Here is a 23,380-nt window from a genome sequence, read left to right as displayed (position 1 = left end):
ACACGCTCCTCAAATGACGCTGGAAGGCAAGTTTCTGGTGTACTCGCCAATGGCCTCGGGAACGTCCCGTAGTGAAGGCAAGGTGAAAAAAGCGCCTTTGGGCTCAATATCGATATCTACCGTATTGTACAGCCACTCCTGAGAGGCAGGGATATAAATCGAGTGAATGCCGGCACTAAGAGCGGGCAGCACATCCGTACGTGCCGAATTGCCAATCATCCAGGTTTGGCGACGGTCAAATTGATGTTGCAGCAGCAGTGATTCCATGAATTCTTTCGTTTTGTGCAGGGTAACAAAGATACGATCCTGGAAATAGGCGTCGAGTCCGGTGTCGGTTACCTTTTTCATCTGGATCGAGATATCTCCTCCTGTATACAGAAACAATTGATGTCCTGACTTCTTGAGTGTTTCAAGCGTTTCGTTCATATGAGGATATGGCTCTGCACTGTACTCGTAGACGGTGTGGCCAAGCTGCAGCAGCATGTCCTCTTCTTTTCGTTTCGTATGGCGCTTATAGAGCGCTGAGTAGTAGTGGTACGTTTCAACCAGGGACTGCGGAAAGCGATTAGCCATAAAGCCATGCTGGCTAACGCCGATCAAATCGAGCTCAAGCTGCTTTTGCCTGATATCTTCAAAGCTCACACCATACTCGGAAAACCAGCCTAGCATAGAATGAACGTATTGTGTAATTACGGAATCGAAATACTTGTTGCAGTGAACCAACGTATCATCCAAATCAAAAAGTATCGTTTGTTCCTTCATTGTGTGACTCTCCTCCCAGCAAACTCAAGGATGTGCTCTTTTATTGTAGCATGAGGGAAGGGGAATGGTCATTAAATCTACCCATTATTGCCTGATTGTTTTAATTTCGCAAGCTCGAAGTATGTAGATAAAGCTGTGAAAATTAAACAAAGCATGTAGCCCATTACGCAAATATTGGCTAACCAGGGATGGTGTGAACCGAATATCAGACCAACTGCCGAGAGAAGTGCGCCAAGCAGGATTAGCAGATTTCCGATCCTGATCCATCCTAGATAGGAAAGGCGATCTATCCATTTCTTGCTTGTTGTACCGCCTTGTGATGTATTATTGGATCCATTGTTGGATCCAATATTGCACCCATCATTGGATGCATCGCCGTTTGGTGCATTGCCATTGGATGCCCCGTTGGACGCCCCATTAGACGCTGCGTTGGACACATCATTAGACGAAGCAGTGGACGAATCCGCAGAGGGATCGGAAGAAGATTTGGAAGTATGATGGGTCAGCTGCTTTTTGAGTGTGCCATTTCGTTCCCTTATTTTTATGGCGATAATCAGAACGATAATAACTAATGGCTGATAGAGCAGCACGATAACAGGGTCGCTTAAATTCGCCATGGCAAACACTTCTGTAGTGCTTTTAAAGGAAAGTATAGCCATAATGGCAATTAACAAGCTTACCGGTTTGTTAAGAAGAGGATACTCCCGTTCCTTGAAGAGGCTGCCGATGCCGATAAGCAGAGCGAGATAGATGGCGATACTTTTGCAGGTAATGGTTGGGAACCAAATCACAAGCATGAAAATATCGAGTCTGTCCAGAAAATCGGTAAGATGAATCATTTGTACAAGATCATAAGGCGGGAACAGAAAGTTGCCAGATATTTTAGGCCCCAGGACTACGATTTCCATTAGAGTTATGAGCGTGAGCAGGCAAATGCCGATGAGCGCCCCATTACGGATGGAGGAGCGAATCTGATTAGCACTGGCAATCGTGTGAAGGAAAGCTCCCATGACAAAAACATCGCCAATTCCCCCTAAGCTGAGCACATTTCCATACCCAATAAGTTTAGGCAGCGTCGTGAGAGCAGGCTCTAAAAGCCGGATATAAATTTCATTGGAGAGCAGCAGGGGCATGGATAAGATCGAAATGACGAATAAAGGATAGAAGACATCATTAACTCTGGCTATAATTTCCACGCTGGTTCTTCCATAATAAATGAGCACCAGACAGGGAAGTAAAATAAGTATTTCCAGCGGTGTATTATCGAGCAGAATGATGGAGCTGAATCTGGAAAAGGAAGAGAGGTCGCGGATCACGATCATCAAAAAATGGAAGATGAGCAGCAAGTTCAGGCAGCTGCCGCCCCATCTGCCCAATAGCAGCATAGAGATATCGAAAATATGCTTCTGTGGAAACCTTTTGGACAAAAAAGCGAAAAAAGCAGCAATTACAAATAAGTAGACGATAGGCATCAAATAGCTAAGCCAAGCATCTGCTTTCGAGACACGAATCAAAATATTTTGCAGACTGATAATACCGCCGCTAGTAATAATGGAGGCTGTTAGCCAAGCCATCTGTCTTTGATTAATGATTTGCTTCTGGTCCATGGATTCCTCCGTATATTTCTTTTGGCGTGTGGGTTGTGTGTGGGCTTAAATACCGATCAACCGGCCAACCCAGGGGGAGACAGTGTGAATAAAAAATCGTGCAGGCAGCGGCATGGAAATATGCATCAGCTTGCCTACAAAGAGCGTTAGAGTTAAAGCGTGAATAGCATAATAAGTTATTTGAATACTCTTCTTCTGAGATTTAAGCTTCTTTGCATCATAGTACATACCAAGTGCCATAATGCAAAGAAAGCTTATTAAGAAAATAAAGTTCATGTTTATGTCCCTTCTTCAATCAAATTGCGATTGATAAGACCTGTTTCGGTAATAGACGCTTTTGCTTTAATATGGAAAGTTGCCTTCTTAAAAAGCTCATTCCAGTTCGCTTCCAGACCATGCTTCCATTCATAGGGATATCTGCGCCAAACAAGCGTTTTTAGATGGGCAGAATCCGTTCCTTTTTCTTGCATCTGTTTAATTGTGGTTTGGATGGTTTGCTTCGTATAAGCTGCGAGTTTATTCTCTACATTTTCTGTAGCTGAGGATTTTCCTAAGTCTTCACCTGATGCGTCCTCTCTTACTTTACCTACGATCTCCATGTCAATATCAAAGGAAAGTTCTCCATTTTTAATATTGGGGGTGACATAGCTTCTTCCATCAGTAACGAGAATGCTTATGTCTTTATTAGGCTCTATAGGGAAAGAGATGATATGATCCATCACCTTATCCCGCAGCCAGGCGAGTCCATTCGCTGCTTCGTCCTTGTAGACGCCAATCATTTTGTCAAGTTGAAACTGGGCGTAACCTATAAATTCAATTTCTTTGCTTGGAGTGACACCCTTCTTGCTTTCTGTAGCCTGCATATAGGCAACGATGGGGTCATTGTTATTACTAAGTGTCATAGATAAATCCTTGATTGTAGTAGCCATGGCAATAGGTGGTCTGGCTAATTCACGTATAGCCTCGGCGGAAAACCGTTCGAAGCTTGGCTCCGAATTCAGAAGATCATAGCCTTTTCCCTTAGCAACTACGATGTAAGTATTTAAGCGGCTCTCAGGAAGGCGGGGAGAACTGTCGAACAGCGGTTTTATTCCATGCTTGGCGAGTGCCTCTCCAACGACAATTGTCCTGCGATGAGAGAGAAACAGCCGGCGTGGCATGCGGTTCTGAAGGCGTACGGTTGCTTCAAGGTACGTCTTGCCCACATCGGAATCTATATAATAGCTTTTGCTGCCTCCCGTGCCTCCGCCCCCACCTCCGGCCCCACCCATTTCCCCAGGAAGTGGGAGGAGGAAGGCGACCCGGTAAAGTCCGCTTTCCTCAAGGTCAATGGAGGTCGTCAGAACAAAGGCAAGATCATTCGTCTCCGTGCGATCCCAGCAGCCACTCAAAAGAACGGCCAAGAGAGAAAGCGCACAAGAGAGACGGGCTGCTTTGCTGAGAATTCTCATGCTACTTGCCCTCCTCACTGGATTTGTGCTCATGCTCGATTCTGCTGCCGTCCATGCCCCCGTCATTGGCAATTTCATGAGCCATTTCATCACTCATCCGGCTAGGGTCCTGGACGGTCATAAATGCGGGGCGATCGCGCATATTCCATAGAGGCGTACGGAGAAGAACATCCTTCAAATCGCCAACAGATAGAGGGCCTAATGGTGATAAATATGGCACTCCGAAGGAGCGCAGATTAGCTAAATGTCCAAGCAATATCATCATACAGATGAATATCCCATAGAAGCCGAAGATCGCTCCGCTTAACAGAAATGGAAAGCGTAGCATCCGAACGGCAATCGCTCCGTTGAAACGGGGAATCGTGAAGGAGGCGATCCCGGTGATAGATACGACAATGACCATAGGAGCAGAGACGATACCTGCTTGCACAGCAGCCTGGCCGACTACAAGGGCACCAAGAATACTAACGGCTGATCCTACAGCTTTAGGAAGACGTATCCCTGCTTCACGTAAGGCCTCGAAAGTAATCTCCATAATTAAAGCTTCTACCACAGAGGGAAAAGGAATGGCTTCACGGGCTGCTGCAACGCTGAGCATAAGCGTTGTAGGAAGCAAATCTTGATGGAAGGTCGTTATGGCTACGTAAAGTGCTGGCGTAGTCAGAGACAGGAACATGAAGAGATAGCGCAGCCATCTAAGCAAGGTAGCAATCTGGTAGCGTTCATAATAGTCTTCGCTTGCTTGCATAATTTGTACGAATACAAAGGGGGCCAGCAGAGCAAAAGGTGTTCCATCCACGATAATAGCCACACGCCCAGCCAGCAGCGCACTGGCTACGACATCAGGCCGTTCGGTATTTTGCATTTGCGGAAAGGGAGAATAGGCATCGTCTTGAATCAATTCCTCGATGTAGCCGGATTCCAGAATAGCGTCAATATCGATTTTCTCAATCCGCTTGACTACCTCTTCCACTAATGAAGGCATTGCCAAGTCATCCATATATACGACGACAAGGCTCGTATTGCTCTCCCGGCCTACTGTCATAGACTTCATTTTCAGTCTGGGAGTTTTTAGTTTGAGCCGGATTAATGCGGTGTTGGTGCGAAGATTCTCGACAAAGCCCTCTCTGGGACCTCTTATAACCGTTTCCGTCTCCGGCTCTCCAACAGAGCGCTTCTGGGCTCCGCGGATTCCCAGCAGTACAGCTTTTGCATTGCCATCCATCAACAGACAAGCGTCCCCTCCCAGTACGGACAGAAGCATATCGCCAAAGTTATCCGCCATTTCTGTCTGGGATACAGGGAGCGTTGTTTCCATAATGCGATCGATACCAGTATCATCCCCGCTTAGCAGCATCAGCGTTTCCATAGTTTGGTTCAGAAGCTGGGTGTTTACTAAACCATCAACGAAGACCAACAGTGCAGGGATGGAAGAGTCCATATGAAATTCACGCACAATAATATCAGAGCAGTCTTGGAAAATCTGCTTCATGAATTTGTGATTGTCATCCAAGCTTGGCGATAATGGTGTTCTCTTAAGCTCATCAATGAAATGATAATCCAGCGAGCTAGCCAGATCTTTTTTTTCCTTGTCCTCGGCATGATCTTGACCACGATGCCGAAGAACGAGATCCAAAAGTTTTTTTGTTCCGAATGCCATTGGGTTCACCTTCCTGTCCAGGTTATTTTCTGCAATAAAGCAAAAATTTATTACACATCTTTTTCTTTGAGCTGTTTGTATGGGTCCAGAGCTGTTCGCATAGAGAGAAGTGAGATAGTACAAGCTAACCCTAGAAACCTAAGAAACCCTAGAAACGAGACCTTGGATCATCTATCAGACAATGGTTCAGACAGGCAGCGGCAATTTAAGGTAAAGGGGAGGAACTATGCGTGCTATGGATCGCAGTGGTACTATTATTATTTATCATTCAAATCGCAACAGTTCTTGTAGGACATTTCAAACACCCTTCCAAAACAGTAGCTTGGCTGGTTATTCTGTTCATTGTGCCTTTTGTCGGCTTCATCATCTATTATTTTCTGGCCAAGGAATATACCAAAAAGCACAGCACAAAAAACAAACTCGGCAAAGAGGACAGACGGAGTCTACCCAGGCAGAGTTCATCAGGGAAGCACCGTTTGAACCAGACAATGCTGGCTGCAAGCAAACCCAATGCTATCGATGATGCTGGAAATCCTACGGCCTTAGATACGCGCAGCAAACAAAAAAATCTGGAGATATACGGAAACACCAGGCTGCGGGCTATTTGTGAACATATACCTGAATCCTCGATCAGCGGAAATAATCAGGTTAACGTACTCACCAATGCGGATGTAACCTATAAAGCTATGTTGGAAGCTATCAGTAAAGCGCGGCGGCATATTCATTTCGAATTTTATACGATACGTTCGGATGATATTGGTGGTGTGTTTCGGGAAATTCTGATCCGCAAAGCCAGAGAAGGGGTTAAGGTGAGAGTCATTTATGACGGTGTGGGCAGCTATAAGCTTTCCGGCGATTATCTCAGAGAGCTCAAAGCCGCGGGGGTGGAGGCCTATTCTTTCTTTTCGCCGCTGTTTGCTTTTTTTAATAAAAGGATGAATTACCGGAATCATCGCAAAATCATCATTGTCGATGGGCAGGCCGGATTTCTCGGGGGCATTAACATTGGCGATGAATACTTGGGTGCCAATCCCAAGCTCGGATTTTGGCGGGATACCCATCTTAAGCTGCAAGGAGATGCGGTGTATTTCCTGCAACAAACCTTTATGACGGATTGGTCGCATTGCAGTGGACAGCAGCTAACCGGTCCTGATTTATTTCCCGAGCAGAATCAGCAGCATTCGGAACTTGTACAGATGGTAGCAAGCGGACCTGATGACCATACAGATTCCATTCTGCAGCTTTTTTTCGCTGGAATTACTGCAGCAAAGGAGCGGATCTATCTAACAACACCTTACTTCATTCCGGATCCAAGCCTTATTATGGGACTCAAGCTGGCAGCTCTTAGTGGTGTTGACGTGAAAATTATTATTCCAGACGTTCCAGATTCAAAAGTGGTGCAGTACGCATCCAAATCTTATCTTCATGAGCTGCTGCAGGTTGGAGTCCGTTTCTTTTTATATAAAAAGGGCTTTATGCATGCCAAAGTGATGCTAATTGATCAGCTTATCGCTACGGTTGGTTCAACCAACCTCGATATGCGCAGCTTTTTCAGCAATTTTGAGCTTAACGCAGTGATGTACAACAGGGAGGCTATCATCCGATTGGAAAAAGATTTTATCGAGGATTTAAAGGAAAGCGTGGAGCTGAAACTCGCGGAATTCGAACAGCGCTCTTCCTGGGAAAAGCGCAAGGAAATGCTGGCCAGGCTGCTGTCGCCCTTGTTGTGATCTGGCTTTAATCTGACTTTGATCAGACTTTGATCCGGATCTGATCCCGGATTAGATTATTTTGCACCGATGTGTTCGAGAACAAAATCCAGATTTTGAAGAGGTGTTTGATCAATTAAATCTCCCATGCTATTCAACCGGTCAATTATCGTGTGCTGGTTAAATTCACGCGGGCTAGGGTTTAAAGCGACTTCTTTCCACAATAACGGGGTGGAGATTGTTGCGTCTTTACGCGCTCTGGGCGTATAGGGGGCTGATAAGGTTTTACCGTAAGCATGCTGCAAATAGTCGATATAAATGAGGTCTCCGCGATTTTTCTTGAACCGTTCTATGGTGAACAAGCGGGGGTATTTATTGACGGCATAGGAGCCGATGAAATGTCCAAGCTTGCGCAGTTGATCGAAGCTGTAGCCGCGCTGGATAGGGATGTAGATTTGGACCCCGGTTGCCCCGGAGGTTTTGGGTACGGACTGGATATGCATCGCCTCCAAAGCCTCTCCAATGAGCTGCGCCGCGAGCATAATCCGTGGTTCCTCCTCAAGCGAAGGATCGATATCGATAACCCATTCAGCAGGCGTCGTTTCGCCAATATAGTGGAAGGATGGGTGGAATTCCAGGCATGCCAAATTGCCCAGCCATATTAAGGTAGGCAGAGAATCGAGATTGACATAGTTAATGCCGGAGAGCGGGGCCAGATTTACAAAGTCCGGGACTGGTTCCGGGGCATTTTTCTGATAAAAGGATTTATCGCCATAGCCATGCGGAAAGCGGATCGTGGTTAAATGGCGGTTGCGGCAATAACGCAATAAATAAGGGGCAAGCTGCAGCAAATTTTGCAGGTAATCCAGCTTGGTGATCTGTGCTTCAGGCCAGAGCGGTTTATCCGGGTTCGTGATCGTAAGCTCATGTCCTTCGATAATCAAGGTGCCTTTGACTTTTTTGTAGCCTTTTGTGCCTGTCGTCTTAGTGCCTGTCACCATCAGCGTCCTCCTTCTCCGCCTGAAACACACATTCGTGCGGCGGTATGTCTACGAAAGCTTGAATGGATGGATGTCTCAACGTACGACCTTCCCGCCAGCGCCATTCCGAGTACATAATTCTAGCTGTAAACAACGGCTTAACCCAAGTGGCCCCCTTCATATCGGGGTGATTGTTTACAAATGGGCAATTGGCTTGAATCGTCGGCCGAAGCCGTTTAGTTAACTCGCCCCACTCCGTCCTGGCCAAAGTGCCAGTCCCCACATGTCCTATATAATGAAGCTGGCCATTCGTATCATATATCCCGGCCAGAATAGCATTGACAGTGCCGCCATTCAGTGTGAAGCCTCCAATGACCACCACAAGATCGCCGTAATTTTTCACCTTGATCCAGCGTCTATCCTTGCCTGAGCAAGCGTAGGTGCTCTGCAGGTTTTTGCTTATGATCCCTTCCATGCCCTGCTGGCGCATCAAATCGAACAAGGGCTGGCCTTCCTTGAAGCTCACAATCTTCTGAACCTTGTCCGAAGGACGGATAGCTTCACTCAGCAAAGAATCACGAGCAATCAGCGGCAGCCCTGTTGTCCATTCACCCTCATAATAAAGAATATCGAAAATCATATAAGTGATCTGCACAGCTTTTTGGGCCGAAGCCACTTTTTCCTTTTTGCGAATAGCATCGCGGCGCATAACTTCATGAAAGGAAGGCTTCCCATCCGCTCCCAGAGCAATAATTTCACCGTCCATGATAAAAGAACCGGCCGCGCTGTAGCTGCGAACATCGACCAGCTCCGGATAGTTTTGAGTGCGCTCGTTGCCCTTGCGGTTGAATAGACGGCATTCCTTGCCATCAAAATAGCTCAGCATACGGACTCCGTCCCATTTAATCTGATGAATCCATTGCTCACCGTCAGGCACAGACGAATCACGTACAGGCTCAAACGGTGTGACAGGTGCAAAAGAAAACAAAGCGGGCATTTTCATGAAACGGTTTCTTTGGATCCGTCTTTTTTGCCTTTGGCTTTAGACTTCTTGGCATCGTGAGAATCAGTAGTATCAGCCGTGATCGGTTTCATGGCATCTAGACTCGCCTGTAAGGCGGACATCAGATCAATAACATTAGCCTTATGCGGCTCTGGAGCTGTCTGAATTTCTTCGCCCGAAACTTTATGCTCAATAGCCTCCACTAATCTGCTGCGATATTCATCCTTGTACTTTTCCGGATCAAAAGGAGTTGTTAATTGCTCAATGAGCATTTTAGCCATCGCAAGCTCCTTGTCCTGAACAGTTACCTTACCCGGATCCGGTAAATTAGGGACTTGAGAAATAGGACGTATTTCATCGGGATAAAATATAGTTTCCATCGCAATACAACTATCGATCACTCGAATAGCAGCCAAAGAGCTTTTTGACCGGATAGAGACATTGGCGATGCCGATTTTGCCAGTTTGTCGCATGGATTCCAGCAGCAAATTGTAAGCGCCAGCCCCTGTATCCCCCGGAGATAAATAATAAGTCTTCTGAAAATAAATCGGATCAATATCCGTTAAATTAACAAAATCCAAAATTTTTATTTCCTTCGTGGCCTCACCAGATATTTTATCCAGATCCTCCTTCTCAAAAAGCACAAAACGACCAGGCTCATACTCATAGCCGCGGGAGATTTCCTCCCAATCGACTTCCCTCTCACAGGTGGTACACTTCCGTACATAGGACAAAGGTGTTGTACACGACTTATGAATATAACGCATGGAAATATCCTTATCTTCCGTAGCTGAAAACATCTTCACTGGAACATTAACAAGCCCGAAGCTAATCGCACCTTTCCAAACCGTATGCATACAGGCAGTCTCCCCTCGTAACAATGAAATTCAGTATATAGTTACAAATCCTTTTTGGTTCAGTATAGTCTTCAAAACCCAATTTTATTCGGAAAAATCAAGAATGCGCCAAGCGATTACAGGGAAAGTTACAATAAGTATTCAAAAAGTAGTTCAAATTCAGCTGAAATAATTCTACATGAGGGAGGAGGAAATCTGATGGCGTACAATCCAAATGAAAACAAGGACAAACAAAATCAAGGTAGGGAAGACTCCTTTATGGACATTGATCGTATGATCAATGAAGGTTTGGGAGGAGGCAACGTCACTTTGCACAACGGTCTAATTGAAGCAACCACGACTGACACAATGAACAATCCGGAATCCATATTGGCTGAACAAGAATCTGTTTTATCTGCAGAAGAATCAGTTGAGACTGAATAATAAGAATTGAATAATAAAAATGAAGAATGAAGAATTCCTAATAAAAATTTATACAAAAGCTATTGGTGCATCTATATGTGCCCAGTAGCTTTTTTTGATTAATCCGAAAGTTGCACCGTTGGTTTGATGGTACATAAAGTGGTAATTACTTTAGAGATGTGGTAATGAAGGCAATAAGGTGGTTGCTAAGGCAGCTTTTTGAGGGCTATAATAGGAACAATATAAAAAGTAGAGGGGAATGAGGAGGCTGGAGCAGGCGATTTATACTTACAAAGCCTTTAGGGAAGAGAACACGGATGAATTGGCCAAGCATCTTTCCTTGCTGTTAATTCCAGGCTCCATTATTGCTTTGGATGGTGACTTGGGCGCTGGTAAAACACGGTTTTCGCAAGGATTCGCCAAAGCAATTGGGGTAGAGGATGTGGTCAATAGCCCCACCTTTACAATTATAAAAGAATATGAAGGCACAAAGCTTCCTCTCTATCATATGGACGTTTATCGGATTACTCTGGAAGAAGCGGATGAACTGGGACTGGACGAATATTTTTACGGGGAAGGCGTTACACTTGTGGAATGGTCAAGTAAAATAGAAGCATTGCTGCCACCGCAGCGGCTTAGTATATATATTGAGAATCAAGCCGGACAAGAGCGATTATTCCACTTAACTCCTTATGGAGAGCCTTATCGCAGCTGGTGTCGAGTGATGAAGGAGAACGGGAACCTACAATGATGGATATGGATATAGATACGACAGAAACGCCTAAAATAAATATAAATAGCAAGGGCCTATACTTGGCTATGGATACTTCGACATCCTCTTTGACAGTGGCGGTGCTGAAGAATGGACATCTTTTGGGAGAATTAAGCACCTATGCAGAGCGCAATCATTCTATCGGACTTCTACCTAACATCCAGCAGTTGCTCACCTCATTAGGGCTTAAACCAAAAGATTTAAAAGCAGTAGTCAGCGGAAAAGGCCCCGGTTCTTACACAGGGGTCAGAATTGGAGTGTCAACTGCCAAAACCTTCGCATGGTCGCTAGGAATCGATTTAATCGGCGTATCTAGTCTTGAAGCCATGGCACTTGGTGGAAGAAGAGTAGCTGCAGGTGAGCCTGATATGATCCATCTGATCAAGGGAAATGACCTGACACAGGATATCAAAGATACAGCACAGGATACAACAAAGGATACAACAAAGGATACAACACAGGATTCAAAGCAGATTGACGGCTGGACGGATTCAGTAAAATCAAAGTGGATTATTCCACTAGTGGATGCTCGACGTGGACAAGCCTTCACAGGAGTTTACGAGGAACGAAATATTTGGAATGCAATAGAATATATGGTTAATAGGATTAATGATAACGAAAATGACACCCAAGAATTCTCAAAATGGCGCACTTTTATACCGGATAGCATACGTGTTGTGGAGCCATGGCTGGAGCAAGTTGCCATATTAGCTGATGATGCCCAGCTTAGACGCAAGGTTTCCGGGCTTGTTGAATGGGGCGCCCCTGAACACGTTGTATTTGTTGGGGAAACAGACAGCTTTGAAGCACAGATTTCCCAATTTGCTGAAAACTGGAGCGGGACGGTTACAGTCATTCCTCATTTAATTAAAGCGCAAAATATAGGCTTGTTAGCTTATCCGCTGTGGCAGAAGGGCGAACTGCAGGAGCTGCATACTTTTGCGCCTAACTATGCCCAACTGCCTGAAGCAGAAGCAAAGCTGCAAGCTAAAGTGGGGAAGGGGGAAGAGTAATCGTGGAGCAGCAGCAATTGCAGGAATCGGGGGCCTATCTTGAATTCCGTTCGATGCGGCATGATGACATTCCGTGGGTATGTGAAATTGAACAAGAAGCATTTACAACACCGTGGACATCTGGAGCATTTCACAATGAATTGACAAATAATCAATTTGCTCATTACATGATTATGGATTTGGGCGGAGAGGTCGCCGGATACGGTGGGATGTGGCTTATTATGGATGAAGCCCATATTACTAACATTGCCTTACGGGATAAATATAGAGGAAAGAAGCTGGGCGAACGCCTGTTAAAAGAGCTGATGAAAACAGCAAGTTTCTTAGGAGCACAACGCATGACACTCGAAGTCCGTACTTCAAATGTAAGAGCCCAGCGCTTATATGACAAAATGGGATTTACATCAGTCGGAGTGCGCCGAGGCTATTACACCGATAATCGGGAGGATGCCATCATTATGTGGCTAGACTTACCGAAATACCGAGAGGACAGTCCTGAGACTGATGAATATTCCAATGAATGAAAAAATGATCGAACCGATAGCCGATGAAACAAACGGAGAGATAAACAGAGAAACAAACAGAGAGACAAACAAAGAGACCAACAAAGAAATGAATCGTAAATCGGTTTTTATTTTGGCGATAGAAACGAGTTGTGATGATACTTCTGTGGCCATTGTTGAAAATGGAACAGTGATCAGATCCAACGTTGTCTCCAGCCAAATTGAGACTCATCAGCGCTTTGGCGGCGTAGTACCAGAAGTCGCTTCCCGAAAGCATGTTGAATCCATCACGTGGATGCTTGAGGAAGCAGTGCAAGAATCTGGAGTTTCGTTGCAGGAGTTATCTGCAATAGCCGTTACGCAGGGACCAGGTTTGGTGGGTTCATTGTTAGTAGGAGTGGTAGCGGGAAAAGCACTTGCTTGTGCACTTGAGCTTCCGCTAATTGGTGTACACCATATTGCTGGCCATATTTATGCGAATCAGCTTGTGCATAAACTTGAATACCCTTTAATGGCCTTAGTTGTTTCCGGAGGTCATACGGAACTGATTTTTATGGATGAGCCTGGAAAATTTAAAATCATTGGACGTACTAGAGATGATGCTGCCGGGGAAGCGTATGATAAAGTAGCCCGTGCTATGCATCTCCCTTATCCAGGAGGGCCTTATATTGATCAATTGGCTCAGGAAGCCGATCATGAGATTGTGATGCCAAGAGCCTGGCTTGATCCTATATCGTATGATTTCAGTTTTAGTGGATTAAAATCTGCAGTTTTAAACGTAGTAAACAGGTCCCAAATGCGTGGTGAAGAGCTTCAAACAGCTCATATCGCCAAAGGTTTTCAAGAGTCAGTCATAGATGTTCTCGTCACAAAAGCAAGCCGGGCCGTGAGAGAGTTCGGTGCCAAACAACTTCTTCTTGCAGGAGGGGTCGCAGCTAATAAAGGACTGCGCAGTCGCTTATCAGAACGGTGTCTCGAGCTTAATGTACCGCTATTACTCCCCCCTTTGAATTTGTGCATGGACAATGCTGCTATGATTGCTGCAGCGGCGTTTCTAAAATGGGAGCAACAGGAATTTTCTGAGCTTGACTTAAAGGCAGAACCACAGTTAAAACTTGAAGAGTGGTAAGTAGTTGATCTGAGCCTAATGTGTGCCGGAGGTTTGTTAGGTTAGATGTGCGATGTTACGATGACGCGCTAAAACGTTAAAGTGATGGTGAATACTTAAAATTCCTCCACTCCTGATAAATATGTTGTGTTTTATCTTTCTATGGGAACTATCCCTTTGGCTCAGGTTTGGTACTAATAGGTTTATAGTATATAAGTAATTTTTCCATACCAGATATCGTATAAATTCATAATATTTCTCATGATGCAGAGAAGAACTTTTGCAAACTAACAACTTCTATGAATAGTTAACATCGAATAGGAAATAGAAGATGAGTTGGCGCAAAGATTAACTAGGTTTTGGAAGATAGGTCTTTTGTTAATATTGAGATTTAATCGATAACAGAATTCGTCCAAATAGGATTGAAGATGCTTAGATCCAAGGCCATGGAATGTATTATTGATCCATCTGGTTGCTTGTTTAGCTATCCCTAATAAACCTTTAAAACGAAGAGGACTGAAACGGGCGGTAACGCATGTAATTTCTGTGGTTTGGACATCTACATGTTTTTCGTTAAATGCCTCTGTTCCGAAGCGTAATACACACTTTTCTCTCATATGAGTTTTTCGTACCTTCTTTATTTTAACATAAAGTGGCTCTCCTTGTTCATTCATGGAGGAGCCGATAAGTAAAGGATGTTCCTGGGGATGGCGGAAAACAGTAGGGTTATAAGGCCTGCCATAAGTAGCTGTATTTACATTGACCACGCCTGAAAGCATAATCTTTAAATCAGCTTGACTCATAGCATGCCGAATCTTGGTAAGCATTAGCCATGCGGTTTTATATGTAACATCTATAATAGAGCTTAAGGCGACGGCATTTATCCCCTGCTCCATGTGAGAGAGAAGAAAGAAGGTAAGAAACCACTTATGTAGATCTGTACGACTGCCTTCCATAATGGTGCCTGAAGTAAGAGAAGACTGGTGTCTACATGTGCTGCACTCATATAGAGGCAGCCTTCGACTGGAAATCTTATACGCATGACGGTGTTCACAGCGCGGACAACGAAATCCATTAGGCCATTTGGCTGCAAATAACGTATTTTCGAAATCCTGATCTTCTTTAAAGAGAAGATGAAATTCCTCTGTTGGGAAATGATTAGTAGGAATGCTTGTAGTAGAAATAACTTTAGAAATAGCTGCAGAAACAAATTTACAATTAACTGTATAAATGTTATCTGAGTCAACGTTATTTGAAGGGATGCTAATTAAAGAAACCTTCTCTGAAGAAGTAGGAACGTTATCTGAAGAAGAATCTATAGGAGTACGAGCATGTGGAATACGAGTAGATGAAATATGAGTAGCTGGGAAATGAGTAGATGGAATACTAGCAGTAAGAATACTATTTGAAGGAATATTGTTTGTTTGATTGGTACTAGTAATCGGGTTATTTGTAAAAATCTCGTCGGTTGATATGGCATATATATGTAATTTTTTCTGTAATGCAGAAGTTATGTCTGTGTTTATTTGTATGTTAAGGGTTGAAGGTGAGATTTGTAGGGCTAGTTTCTTTTTCAAGATATTCACCTCGGTTTGTTGGATGCAAACAATCTTCCTAATTTCTATTATTTTAATAATACCAAACATTTGTTCTTGTTTCAAGGTTGTTTTTTACATATTTTATAAGATTGCTAACATATACGTCATTGAGGATTCGGAAAATAAAAAATACTAATTCGAAGTTTCATTTAGGCGTTTAACAATTAATCGAATAAATTAATTAAAGATTAAAGATTAAAGATTAAAGATTAAATTGAAGAATAAAGAATAAAGAATAAAGAATAAAGAATAAAGAATAAAGAATAAAGAATAAAGAATAAAGAGAATAAAGAATAAAGAGAATAAAGAATAAAGAATAAGAGAAAGAGAAAGAGAAAGAGAAAGAGAAAGAGAAAGAGAAAGAGGAAGAGGAAGAGGAAGAGGAAGAGGAAGAGAATGAGAGAAGGAAGGAAGGAAGGAAGGAAGGAAGGAAGGAAGGAAGAAGAAAGAAGAAAGAAGAAAGAAGAAAGAAGAAAGAAGAAAGAAGAACAAATATTTGATAAAAGGGATTTTTTTCTGAGGAGAGGGGATAGTGTTCATAGTTTTAAAAACTTTGGAACTGAGGGAGATGGGGGGTTACTTTAAATTGATAAAGCGATAAAACAATAAAGCGTCAGAGGGGTAAATTATTGGATAAAATAAATTCAGAAAGTGATAAAATATGGTATAAATGTGGTGGGCAAGTGTGGTAGGTTGTTTGTATTTTTTTGTTTTTAATGTGTATTGACATTGATTTTTTGTCATACTATAATATACAGCATATCTAAAAACGCTAAGAACGGGATTAGTAAGGAAGATCGTTTCGTCAAGAGAGCTGCGGGTTGGTGCAACGCAGTCGGAACATCGCCTGAACTCGCCTGCGAGCGGCAAGACTGAAGTGTGGGATTGGAGTTGCTTCCCATTTTAGGTTTTGACGGTTGACCCTCGTGAACGGGTGCATGAGTGGATTTGAGAAGCTTCTCGAATCAACAAGAGTGGTACCGCGGAAGGCACAAGCCTATCGTCTCTTTTATAGGAGATGGTAGGCTTTTTTTGATGTTTGATAAAAAACAATATGCAAAAAACGCAATGATCAAGAGTAGTAAAGGCGAAAAGACGGTACAGAAAGCTGCGGGTTGATGCGACGCAGTCCGTAAGGACCTTGAACTCGCTTGGGAGCGGTACTGCTGACGGGCTGTGTGGCCAGGCCAATAGGTGGTAACGGGTAACCTCCGTGAAAGGGTGATTCCGTCGAATTCGTTTGTTAGCAGGCCGTCATAATGGCTTAGTTGTACAAATGCAAGGACAGGAGTCTTAAGTGGGTTCAATTGATTGAGCCAACGAGAGTGGTACCGCGTCAGGTTGAATAAACCCGTCGTCTCTTATATAGAGATGGCGGGTTTTTTATTTTTTTATTTAATTTCAAAGGAGGAAGTTGAGAATGAATACAAATAAGAATAACAAGCGAATTCGAATTTTTGATACTACGTTGAGGGATGGGGAGCAGGCGCCGGGTGCATCGCTTTTTCCTGAAGAGAAGATACGTATAGCACGTCAATTGGCGAAGATGGGTGTAGATACGATTGAACCGGGTTTTCCAATATCGAGCCCTGGAGATTTCTATGCTGTTCAGCAAATTTCGAAAGAGCTTCAAGGTATAGAGATATGTGGTTTTGCCAGATCGGTTAAAGCTGATATTGACGAGGCGGTTAGAGCTACAGAAGCTGCTGCTAAGCGCAGGCTGCACTTGTTCCTGTCCTCTTCAGACATTCATCTTGACTTTCAGCTGCGTAAATCGCGGCAACAGGTTATTGAGATGGCCAAGTCGATGGTTTCTTATGCTAAATCACAGGTGGATCAAATCGAATTCTCGCCTATGGATGCAACAAGAACTGGAGAGGAGTTCCTGTTTGAAGTGTTGGAGGCGGCTATTGCTGAAGGGGCAACGATTCTTAATATTCCGGATACGGTAGGCTATGCGCTGCCTGAGGAGTATGGACGGATGTTCCGCAGGGTTCGTGAAGGGGTTCGCGGCGGAAACACTGTGGAATACAGCGCGCATTGTCATAATGATTTGGGCCTTGCTGTTGCCAATAGTCTTGCAGCTATTGCGGCAGGTGTTACCCATGTGGAAGTTACCGTCAATGGCGTTGGGGAGCGCGCTGGGAATTGTTCGCTGGAGGAGCTGGTGATGGCCATCGAAACCCGAAAAGAGACAATTGGCGTAGAGACGGGAATTGTGATGGGGGAGATTTTTAATACTTCCCGTATGGTTAGCAGAGTTATGCATTTTCCGATTGCATTTAATAAGCCTATTGTGGGACGTAATGCTTTTCAACATGAAGCTGGCATTCATCAGGATGGGCTGCTTAAAAATCGAAACACATACGAAATTATGGATCCTGAGAAGCTGGGCATTCCTCGCTCCATGATTATCCTTGGCAAACACTCCGGCCGGCATGCACTAAAGCATCGCGTCAACCAGTTCGGCCTGCAACTTAACAACGAGGAGCTTGAGGATCTCTATAATCGTTTCAAAGTAAAGGCTGATGAACAAAAGATTGTTACAGATGACCAGCTTATGGAGCTTGTAGGGGAAGCAGCACATGGTCAAATGGAGCCGTATACGCTGCTTCATTTGCAAGTAGTAAGCAGCAGCGACAGGGAACGGCTGGCGTCTGTGTCCATCAGGAATAATCAGACTGGGGAAGAGCGGGTATATTCAGCTACGGGTGAAGGTCCGATTGAGGCGATTGTGCACAGTCTTAAGCAGGCAATGCCGATGCCAGTGGAATTTTCTGATATGGAGCTTCAATCTTTATCCACAGGAGAAAAAGCAACAGGTGAAGCTGAGGTAACGATAACGGTAAATGGCAGGACGTTTAAAAATTCAAGCATTGACCAGGATGTGCTAATGGCCGTAGCGAAAGCCTTCCTCTCAGCATGCAATCAGGCTGTCAGGATACAAAATGCGTCACTTCAGACCGAATTGGCAAGCTCCTGATTTTAACTAACAACGCAGTGTGGGTAAAGTTATGCACATACCCTGTGTACAATGGGGATAAGTCGTAGAATTGCTTATATATTAAGGGTTTGTAAATAGCCATGGAAATGGATAACAACAGAATAACTTTTTTCGAAGATTTTGTGGATAATGTGGATAAGATTGTGAAGAAGTGGGGATTTCCTTCTAAATAAGGAGGGGAATCCTCTTTTTTATGCGTTTTTGGTTGTGGATAAGTAGTGGGTAAGTAGTTGTTAACTTGTTGGTAATTAGCTGTAAATCGCTGTAAATGGTTGTAAATCGTTGGTTGAAAAATGGCTGAAAAGTGGTTGGGAATTTGTGAAACATAATAGTCCATGCCTTTTTGGAAAATGTTAGGGATAGGTTTCTCTTTCGGAGATAAGCTAAGACTAGCACAAAAGGGAGGCTGGGTGACGCATAAATGAGAAAGCGAGGGTTTTTAGGTCGAAATATAATTGGGATTATGATTGTAATATTGAGCTGCTTGGCTGTTTGGGGGTGTTTGCCGGTAAAGCTGTATGCCTCCTCTGTGGACGAAAATAGATGGTTTGAGCAAGTGGTGCTGGTGGCGATTCCGGGGTTTTCTTTTATGGAGCTGGAGCCTGCTGTTTTGGAGGAAATGCCGAATTTACAACGTCTTGTCAAACAATCCGGCTTTGCAGCGATGAATATTCGTACGCAGAAAAGGCAGATGAGCGACGTTTATGTGAGCTTGGGGGCCGGAGCTAATGCTGTGGGAATGGCAGGTGTGCAGACTTTTGGGGCTAAGGAGCTGTGGGGTGGTGCATCTGCTTTAGAGCTTATGAATAGATATTCGGGAAAGCCTGCTTTTAACGTTGGAGAGGTTTTGGTTCCACAAGTTCATGTTCTGGATAAGGCGAATAAGAATAGCTTTTCGAATGCTTCTCCAGGAACGTTGGGAGAAAGTTTGAAGCAGCATGGAGTGCTTAGAATGGTTTTGGGGAGCAGTGATCTGGGGATAACTTTTGAGGATCCAAAGAAGCTTCGCAGATACGCTGCGCAGATGTTAATGGATCGTGCTGGCGGAGTGGACCGTGGCGTGATTGGAAATGACGCTTTGATGGCTTCTGTGGACAGGCCCTTTGGTGTAAAAACGGATTATAAGCATTTGTTGAGTGTAATGGAAGAGGAAAGTAATCAGAAGCGAGTCGTACTGCTGGAGTTAGGAGATTTGTACCGGCTTTATGCAGATAGGGATAGTTATAGTGCGGAGAGGTTTGTGCAGCTTAAGCTTGAAATTCTTCAAGAGCTGGATGAATGTCTCGGCGTAATAGCGGGAGGAATATCCAAGGAGGGGGTTATGTGGATTTTTTCACCCGAAGTTGGTGTAGATGCTGTGAAGGAGAAGGCTTTTTTAGCGCCGGTGATTCGCTATTCTGCAGATATGGAGGGAGGAGTGAGGGCAGGACTTCTTGTTTCGGAGACTACCCGGCGGGTGGGAGTGATTGCTTACACGGATCTGTCGGCGTCGCTGTTAACGGAATTCGGTATTAGAATTCCAAAGGAGATGACTGGGCAATCTGTAGAGATGGTAAGTCAAAAGAGGGATTCCAAGTGGCTGATTAGCGATGTGTCTGCTATGCAGACTATTTATCGTTTGCGGCTGAAGCTTTTGCTTGCTTTTGCTACTTATGAGGTGATTGTTTTACTGCTGTGTCTGGTGTTTATGGTGTTTATAGGTTTTCGGCCATATGCAGGCATGGGAATCGGGAAAGAATGGGCCGTTAAGGCATGCAGAATTTGCCTCTTAACTATACTTGCTGCTCCCTGTGTGATGCTAGTAATGGGTTTGTGGATAAAGCCGCTGTTGTTTGCAGTTGGAAGAGGAGCTGTTTTGGGATGGATGTATGCGGGTTTTGTTCTAGTCGTGTTGGTTGGCGCTTATTTACTTCAGCGAGTTAAGCTGCTAAGTGCGCTTTCGTTGTTAGCCTGGATTGTTAGTGTCATGATTTTGACGGATGGTTTAACAGGTGCCTATGCTATGAGGTATTCAGTTTTAAGCTATGATCCGATGATAGGAGCCCGTTATTATGGTATCGGCAATGAGCTGATGGGTGTGCTCATCGGGGCGCTCTTGCTAGCCGTGACGGTCAGTCTGCAGCGCTGGCATATACGGCTTGCCGCAGGAACTCCTACGGCAGCATCTGGTGCCTCCGGCGCCCGGGCGCCGTCTGCTTTGCTTTGCGCCGCGCTGCTCGCCTGCGCGGTGTTCGCGCTAGTGACGGTGTACCTGGCGGCACCGTCTTTGGGCGCGAATGCGGGCGGCGCGCTCAGCGCCGCCATCGCCTTCGGCGCAGCCGGCACATGCTGCTGTGCCGGCAAGAGCTTGCGCGAGCTCCGCTGGAGCAGGGTGGTCACCCTGCTGGCAGCGCTGCTCGCGGTAGGGCTGTTGGCGCTGTGGCTGCTCAACAGCGCAGATTCTCCCGCCGCGGCCGGGCGGGAGAGCCATGTGGGGCGCGCGTTCCACGCGCTGCGCGAGGGGCAGTTCGATCAGCTGCGGGAGCTGATCGTGCGCAAGCTGCGGATGAACCGGCACCTGATCGGTGTATCCGCATGGAGCAAAGTGCTGATCACCAGCCTCTTTGTGATGGCGGTGCTCGTGCTTCGTCCGAGAGGAAGACTCGTCCTCTGGCAAAACAAATACCCGTATCTAATGTACGGGTTTGCGGCAAATACACTTGGAGCCATAGCAGCACTGCTGCTCAATGACTCCGGAATTGTTGCTGCTGCGACGCTTATTGTCTACGTCGCGGTTCCAATGCTGCTGCTGCGGCTTGAGGAAGAGCAGTCGCAGCGGCTAGCCAGTCTTCACAAGAGCAGCGCTTCCCACTCCTCGTAGCAGCTTTGCAGCTCTGCTTTACGCTGCTCGGCAGCTGCCGTTTTTTCCTGAACGAGGATGTAGTCATTGTACACGGAGGGGTCAGCCAGCTCAGCCTCGATGGCGGAAACCTCTCCCTCCAGCCGGGCAATGTCCAGCTCCAACTGCTCGAGCTTGCGCTGTCGGGTACGTTCTTCTCGCGTGGCCTGCTTGGAGCTCAAGCCAGAGCTAGAGCCGCCAGCGCTTGAACTGCTTCCTGCCCCCTGGCGCTGGTCAGCCTGTCCGCCCGCTTGCCCGGCTGCCTTCAGCTTGCCGGCCTCCTTGGCAAGACGGGCAGCTTCCATTTCGGCAAGCTCGGCTTTCTTTTCGACAAAATCATCGTAATTGCCTAAATAGCTGGTTAACCCTTGGGGAGAAAGCTCAAGCATGCTCTCTGCCATTTTATTGAGGAAGTAGCGGTCATGAGAGATGAATAGCAGAGTGCCCTCGTAGTCCATAAGCGCGGATTCGAGCACTTCTTTGCTGTATAGATCAAGATGGTTCGTCGGCTCATCGAGAATGAGCATGTTGGCATTTTCCAGCATCAGCTTGGCCAGAGAGACTCGGGCTTTTTCGCCGCCGCTGAGCGCAGACACTTTCTTGAAAACATCCTCGCCGCTAAAAAGAAAGTTGCCAAGCACCGTCCGAATCCTCGCCTCCTCCAAATGAGGGAACTTGTTCCACACTTCATCCAGTACAGTGTTTGACGCCGTCAGGCCGGTCTGCTCCTGATCATAGTAGCCGACGCTAACGTTGGCCCCCCACTTGAAGCTGCCGCGTTCCGCTTTGTGCTGGCCGATCAATGTTTTGAGCAGCGTGGATTTGCCCACACCATTAGGTCCGATCAGGGCAGCCGTCTCGCCGCGCTTCAGCTGAAAGGAGACATCCTCAACCAGCATATTGCTGCCATCATAGGAAAGGGCAATATGGTCAACCTGGAGCACCTCTTTGCCGGAGGCATGGGCCACTTCAAAAGAAAATGAGGCCCGTTTCAAATCGCCTAACGGCTTATCCAGGCGGTCCAGCTTTTCCAGCGCCTTGCGGCGGCTTTGCGCTCTTTTGGTCGTAGAGGCGCGGACAATATTCTTTTGTACAAACTCTTCCATTTTGGAAATTTCGCCCTGCTGCTTTTCATATTGCTTCATTTGAATTTCGTAGTCGGCTTCTTTGAGCTCTACATATCGGGAATAATTGCCTGTGTAGCGGCGGGAGGCGTTGCGCTCAATTTCATAAATGGAAGTAACGAGAGCATCCAGAAAATAACGGTCATGCGAGACGACCAGGATGGCGCCGGGATACCCGCGTAAATAGTTCTCCAGCCATGTCAGCGTAGCGATGTCCAGATGGTTGGTTGGCTCATCGAGCATCAGCAGGTCGGGCTCCTCCAGCAGCATCTTGGCCAATGCCAGCCTTGTTTTCTGCCCTCCGCTAAGCGTTTTGACGGCCGTGTCCGGGGGGAAGCTGCCAAAGCCCATGCCATGCAAAATACCGCGGATTTTAGCTTCAATTTCATAGCCGCCATGCTCGCGAAACCATTCCGACTTAACCGCATAACGGTTCATGGTGGTTTCATATTTCTTCTCATCAAGAAGCAGCTGCGGATCGGCCATAAGCGCCTCCAGCTCGCGCAGCTCTCTCTCGGTTTCCAGCAGGGACGTGAACACGCTCAGCAGCTCATTCCAGATCGATTTGTCTGTATGCAGGCCGCTGTTCTGGCGCAAGTAGCCAATCTTCGTTTCTTTGGCCTTGAATAAATCTCCACTATCATAGGAAAGCTCGCCTGCAATGATTTGCAGCAGTGTAGATTTCCCTGCGCCATTGACGCCTACAAGCCCAATTCTCTCGCGATCTTCTATTTGCAGCGTTATATTTGAAAGCACGGTACGAACCCCGTAGCCTTTGGATATTCCTGACACTTGCAGCAGCATAATTGTAGTACCTCCGGTCGTATTTTCTTTTCCTATCTTCAGAATACCTGATTCCAGGGCGGACTGCCACCTATTCACCATGGAGTGTATTTGTATGAGTGTAGTTTTTGATCTCTGTATGTTAGAATGAGGAAAACCACCCCTA

At 45.6% G+C, this 23,380-nt stretch carries 19 protein-coding genes and 2 other annotated features; of the genes, 9 read left to right on the top strand and 10 right to left on the bottom strand.

Going from position 1 to position 23,380, the window contains the following annotated elements:
* Positions 1-9 precede the first annotated feature (9 nt).
* From J2Z66_RS31990 to J2Z66_RS31970, 5 genes are all read right to left on the bottom strand, one after another.
* The gene (locus tag J2Z66_RS31990) at positions 10-762 is read right to left on the bottom strand and encodes an HAD family hydrolase (protein ID WP_209976837.1); all 753 of its coding nucleotides are present in this window, start codon (positions 760-762) and stop codon (positions 10-12) included.
* 77 nt (positions 763-839) lie between these two features.
* Positions 840-2,369: a GerAB/ArcD/ProY family transporter gene (locus J2Z66_RS31985; protein WP_209976836.1), complete on the bottom strand. Its 1,530-nt coding sequence runs from the start codon at positions 2,367-2,369 to the stop codon at positions 840-842.
* Positions 2,370-2,414: 45 nt separating this feature from the next.
* A complete protein-coding gene (locus tag J2Z66_RS31980) occupies positions 2,415-2,645 on the bottom strand; it encodes a hypothetical protein (protein ID WP_209976835.1) in 231 nt (76 codons plus the stop codon).
* Between the two features lie 2 nt (positions 2,646-2,647).
* Entirely contained in the window at positions 2,648-3,820 is a 1,173-nt protein-coding gene (locus tag J2Z66_RS31975; protein ID WP_209976834.1) for a Ger(x)C family spore germination protein, read from the bottom strand.
* A gap of 1 nt (position 3,821) precedes the next feature.
* Positions 3,822-5,480, bottom strand: coding sequence for a spore germination protein (locus J2Z66_RS31970; RefSeq protein ID WP_209976833.1), 1,659 nt, complete (start codon positions 5,478-5,480; stop codon positions 3,822-3,824).
* A 230-nt stretch (positions 5,481-5,710) separates the two neighbouring features.
* Here J2Z66_RS31970 and cls point away from each other — a divergent pair, with 230 nt between their 5' ends.
* Positions 5,711-7,210 (top strand): cardiolipin synthase, encoded by a 1,500-nt coding sequence (gene cls, locus J2Z66_RS31965; RefSeq protein WP_209976832.1) that lies wholly within the window; start codon positions 5,711-5,713, stop codon positions 7,208-7,210.
* A gap of 56 nt (positions 7,211-7,266) precedes the next feature.
* Here the strand turns inward: cls and ligD are convergent, their stop codons facing one another.
* The 3 genes from ligD to ku are packed head-to-tail and all read right to left on the bottom strand — an operon-like array spanning position 7,267 to position 10,029.
* Positions 7,267-8,190: a non-homologous end-joining DNA ligase gene (gene ligD / locus J2Z66_RS31960; protein ID WP_209976831.1), complete on the bottom strand. Its 924-nt coding sequence runs from the start codon at positions 8,188-8,190 to the stop codon at positions 7,267-7,269.
* Positions 8,174-9,172: an ATP-dependent DNA ligase gene (locus tag J2Z66_RS31955; RefSeq protein WP_312894866.1), complete on the bottom strand. Its 999-nt coding sequence runs from the start codon at positions 9,170-9,172 to the stop codon at positions 8,174-8,176. The genes ligD and J2Z66_RS31955 overlap by 17 nt, the downstream gene beginning before the upstream one ends.
* Positions 9,169-10,029: a non-homologous end joining protein Ku gene (ku, locus tag J2Z66_RS31950; RefSeq protein ID WP_209976830.1), complete on the bottom strand. Its 861-nt coding sequence runs from the start codon at positions 10,027-10,029 to the stop codon at positions 9,169-9,171. The genes J2Z66_RS31955 and ku overlap by 4 nt, the downstream gene beginning before the upstream one ends.
* Before the next feature lie 198 nt (positions 10,030-10,227).
* Between ku and J2Z66_RS31945 the strand changes: the two genes are divergently transcribed.
* The 5 genes from J2Z66_RS31945 to tsaD all read left to right on the top strand — a co-directional run bounded on the left by J2Z66_RS31945 (position 10,228) and on the right by tsaD (position 13,848).
* Complete coding sequence (locus tag J2Z66_RS31945; RefSeq protein WP_209976829.1) at positions 10,228-10,452, top strand: hypothetical protein; 225 nt, start codon at positions 10,228-10,230, stop codon at positions 10,450-10,452.
* 238 nt (positions 10,453-10,690) lie between these two features.
* Positions 10,691-11,182 carry a tRNA (adenosine(37)-N6)-threonylcarbamoyltransferase complex ATPase subunit type 1 TsaE gene (tsaE, locus tag J2Z66_RS31940; protein WP_209976828.1) on the top strand — a complete coding sequence of 164 codons (492 nt, stop codon included), beginning with the start codon at positions 10,691-10,693 and terminating at the stop codon, positions 11,180-11,182.
* The gene (gene tsaB, locus J2Z66_RS31935; protein ID WP_209976827.1) at positions 11,179-12,216 is read left to right on the top strand and encodes a tRNA (adenosine(37)-N6)-threonylcarbamoyltransferase complex dimerization subunit type 1 TsaB; all 1,038 of its coding nucleotides are present in this window, start codon (positions 11,179-11,181) and stop codon (positions 12,214-12,216) included. The genes tsaE and tsaB overlap by 4 nt, the downstream gene beginning before the upstream one ends.
* Before the next feature lie 53 nt (positions 12,217-12,269).
* Positions 12,270-12,740, top strand: a complete 471-nt coding sequence (rimI, locus tag J2Z66_RS31930) for a ribosomal protein S18-alanine N-acetyltransferase (protein WP_209976906.1) — start codon at positions 12,270-12,272, stop codon at positions 12,738-12,740.
* 88 nt (positions 12,741-12,828) lie between these two features.
* Entirely contained in the window at positions 12,829-13,848 is a 1,020-nt protein-coding gene (tsaD, locus tag J2Z66_RS31925) for a tRNA (adenosine(37)-N6)-threonylcarbamoyltransferase complex transferase subunit TsaD (protein ID WP_209976905.1), read from the top strand.
* A 266-nt stretch (positions 13,849-14,114) separates the two neighbouring features.
* On the opposite strand, the gene J2Z66_RS31920 is transcribed toward tsaD, so the two are convergent.
* Positions 14,115-15,404 (bottom strand): transposase, encoded by a 1,290-nt coding sequence (locus tag J2Z66_RS31920; RefSeq protein ID WP_209976826.1) that lies wholly within the window; start codon positions 15,402-15,404, stop codon positions 14,115-14,117.
* A gap of 417 nt (positions 15,405-15,821) precedes the next feature.
* Here J2Z66_RS31920 and J2Z66_RS31915 point away from each other — a divergent pair, with 417 nt between their 5' ends.
* The 3 genes from J2Z66_RS31915 (at position 15,822) to J2Z66_RS31905 (ending at position 21,289) form a co-directional block, all read left to right on the top strand.
* Complete coding sequence (locus tag J2Z66_RS31915) at positions 15,822-16,010, top strand: hypothetical protein (RefSeq protein WP_209976825.1); 189 nt, start codon at positions 15,822-15,824, stop codon at positions 16,008-16,010.
* A gap of 180 nt (positions 16,011-16,190) precedes the next feature.
* Positions 16,191-16,436, top strand: a binding site (T-box leader).
* A 48-nt stretch (positions 16,437-16,484) separates the two neighbouring features.
* Positions 16,485-16,790, top strand: a binding site (T-box leader).
* 55 nt (positions 16,791-16,845) lie between these two features.
* Entirely contained in the window at positions 16,846-18,408 is a 1,563-nt protein-coding gene (locus tag J2Z66_RS31910) for a 2-isopropylmalate synthase (protein ID WP_209976824.1), read from the top strand.
* Positions 18,409-18,850: 442 nt separating this feature from the next.
* A complete protein-coding gene (locus J2Z66_RS31905) occupies positions 18,851-21,289 on the top strand; it encodes a hypothetical protein (protein WP_209976823.1) in 2,439 nt (812 codons plus the stop codon).
* On the opposite strand, the gene abc-f is transcribed toward J2Z66_RS31905, so the two are convergent.
* Complete coding sequence (gene abc-f, locus J2Z66_RS31900; protein ID WP_209976822.1) at positions 21,259-23,235, bottom strand: ribosomal protection-like ABC-F family protein; 1,977 nt, start codon at positions 23,233-23,235, stop codon at positions 21,259-21,261. The two genes, J2Z66_RS31905 and abc-f, sit on opposite strands and share 31 nt — an antisense overlap.
* Positions 23,236-23,380: the final 145 nt, after the last annotated feature.

The sequence above is a fragment of the Paenibacillus eucommiae genome (assembly GCF_017874215.1).
GTDB lineage: Bacteria > Bacillota > Bacilli > Paenibacillales > NBRC-103111 > Paenibacillus_AI > Paenibacillus_AI eucommiae.
The sequence above is the reverse complement of the archived record's forward strand: the minus strand, read 5'-3'. Positions and strand labels throughout refer to the sequence as shown.

Bases quoted from the DNA above. Each gene is read 5' to 3' on its own strand.
- J2Z66_RS31905 (WP_209976823.1), top strand. From the start codon at position 18,851: ATGAGAAAGCGAGGGTTTTTAGGTCGAAATATAATTGGGATTATGATT.
- J2Z66_RS31910 (WP_209976824.1), top strand. From the start codon at position 16,846: ATGAATACAAATAAGAATAACAAGCGAATTCGAATTTTTGATACTACG.
- tsaD (WP_209976905.1), top strand. From the start codon at position 12,829: ATGAATCGTAAATCGGTTTTTATTTTGGCGATAGAAACGAGTTGTGAT.
- J2Z66_RS31985 (WP_209976836.1), bottom strand. From the start codon at position 2,369: ATGGACCAGAAGCAAATCATTAATCAAAGACAGATGGCTTGGCTAACA.
- rimI (WP_209976906.1), top strand. From the start codon at position 12,270: ATGCGGCATGATGACATTCCGTGGGTATGTGAAATTGAACAAGAAGCA.
- tsaE (WP_209976828.1), top strand. From the start codon at position 10,691: ATGAGGAGGCTGGAGCAGGCGATTTATACTTACAAAGCCTTTAGGGAA.
- J2Z66_RS31955 (WP_312894866.1), bottom strand. From the start codon at position 9,172: ATGAAAATGCCCGCTTTGTTTTCTTTTGCACCTGTCACACCGTTTGAG.
- J2Z66_RS31915 (WP_209976825.1), top strand. From the start codon at position 15,822: ATGAGAGAAGGAAGGAAGGAAGGAAGGAAGGAAGGAAGGAAGGAAGAA.
- ku (WP_209976830.1), bottom strand. From the start codon at position 10,029: ATGCATACGGTTTGGAAAGGTGCGATTAGCTTCGGGCTTGTTAATGTT.
- ligD (WP_209976831.1), bottom strand. From the start codon at position 8,190: ATGGTGACAGGCACTAAGACGACAGGCACAAAAGGCTACAAAAAAGTC.
- tsaB (WP_209976827.1), top strand. From the start codon at position 11,179: ATGATGGATATGGATATAGATACGACAGAAACGCCTAAAATAAATATA.
- J2Z66_RS31975 (WP_209976834.1), bottom strand. From the start codon at position 3,820: ATGAGAATTCTCAGCAAAGCAGCCCGTCTCTCTTGTGCGCTTTCTCTC.
- J2Z66_RS31945 (WP_209976829.1), top strand. From the start codon at position 10,228: ATGGCGTACAATCCAAATGAAAACAAGGACAAACAAAATCAAGGTAGG.
- J2Z66_RS31970 (WP_209976833.1), bottom strand. From the start codon at position 5,480: ATGGCATTCGGAACAAAAAAACTTTTGGATCTCGTTCTTCGGCATCGT.
- J2Z66_RS31990 (WP_209976837.1), bottom strand. From the start codon at position 762: ATGAAGGAACAAACGATACTTTTTGATTTGGATGATACGTTGGTTCAC.
- J2Z66_RS31980 (WP_209976835.1), bottom strand. From the start codon at position 2,645: ATGAACTTTATTTTCTTAATAAGCTTTCTTTGCATTATGGCACTTGGT.
- abc-f (WP_209976822.1), bottom strand. From the start codon at position 23,235: ATGCTGCTGCAAGTGTCAGGAATATCCAAAGGCTACGGGGTTCGTACC.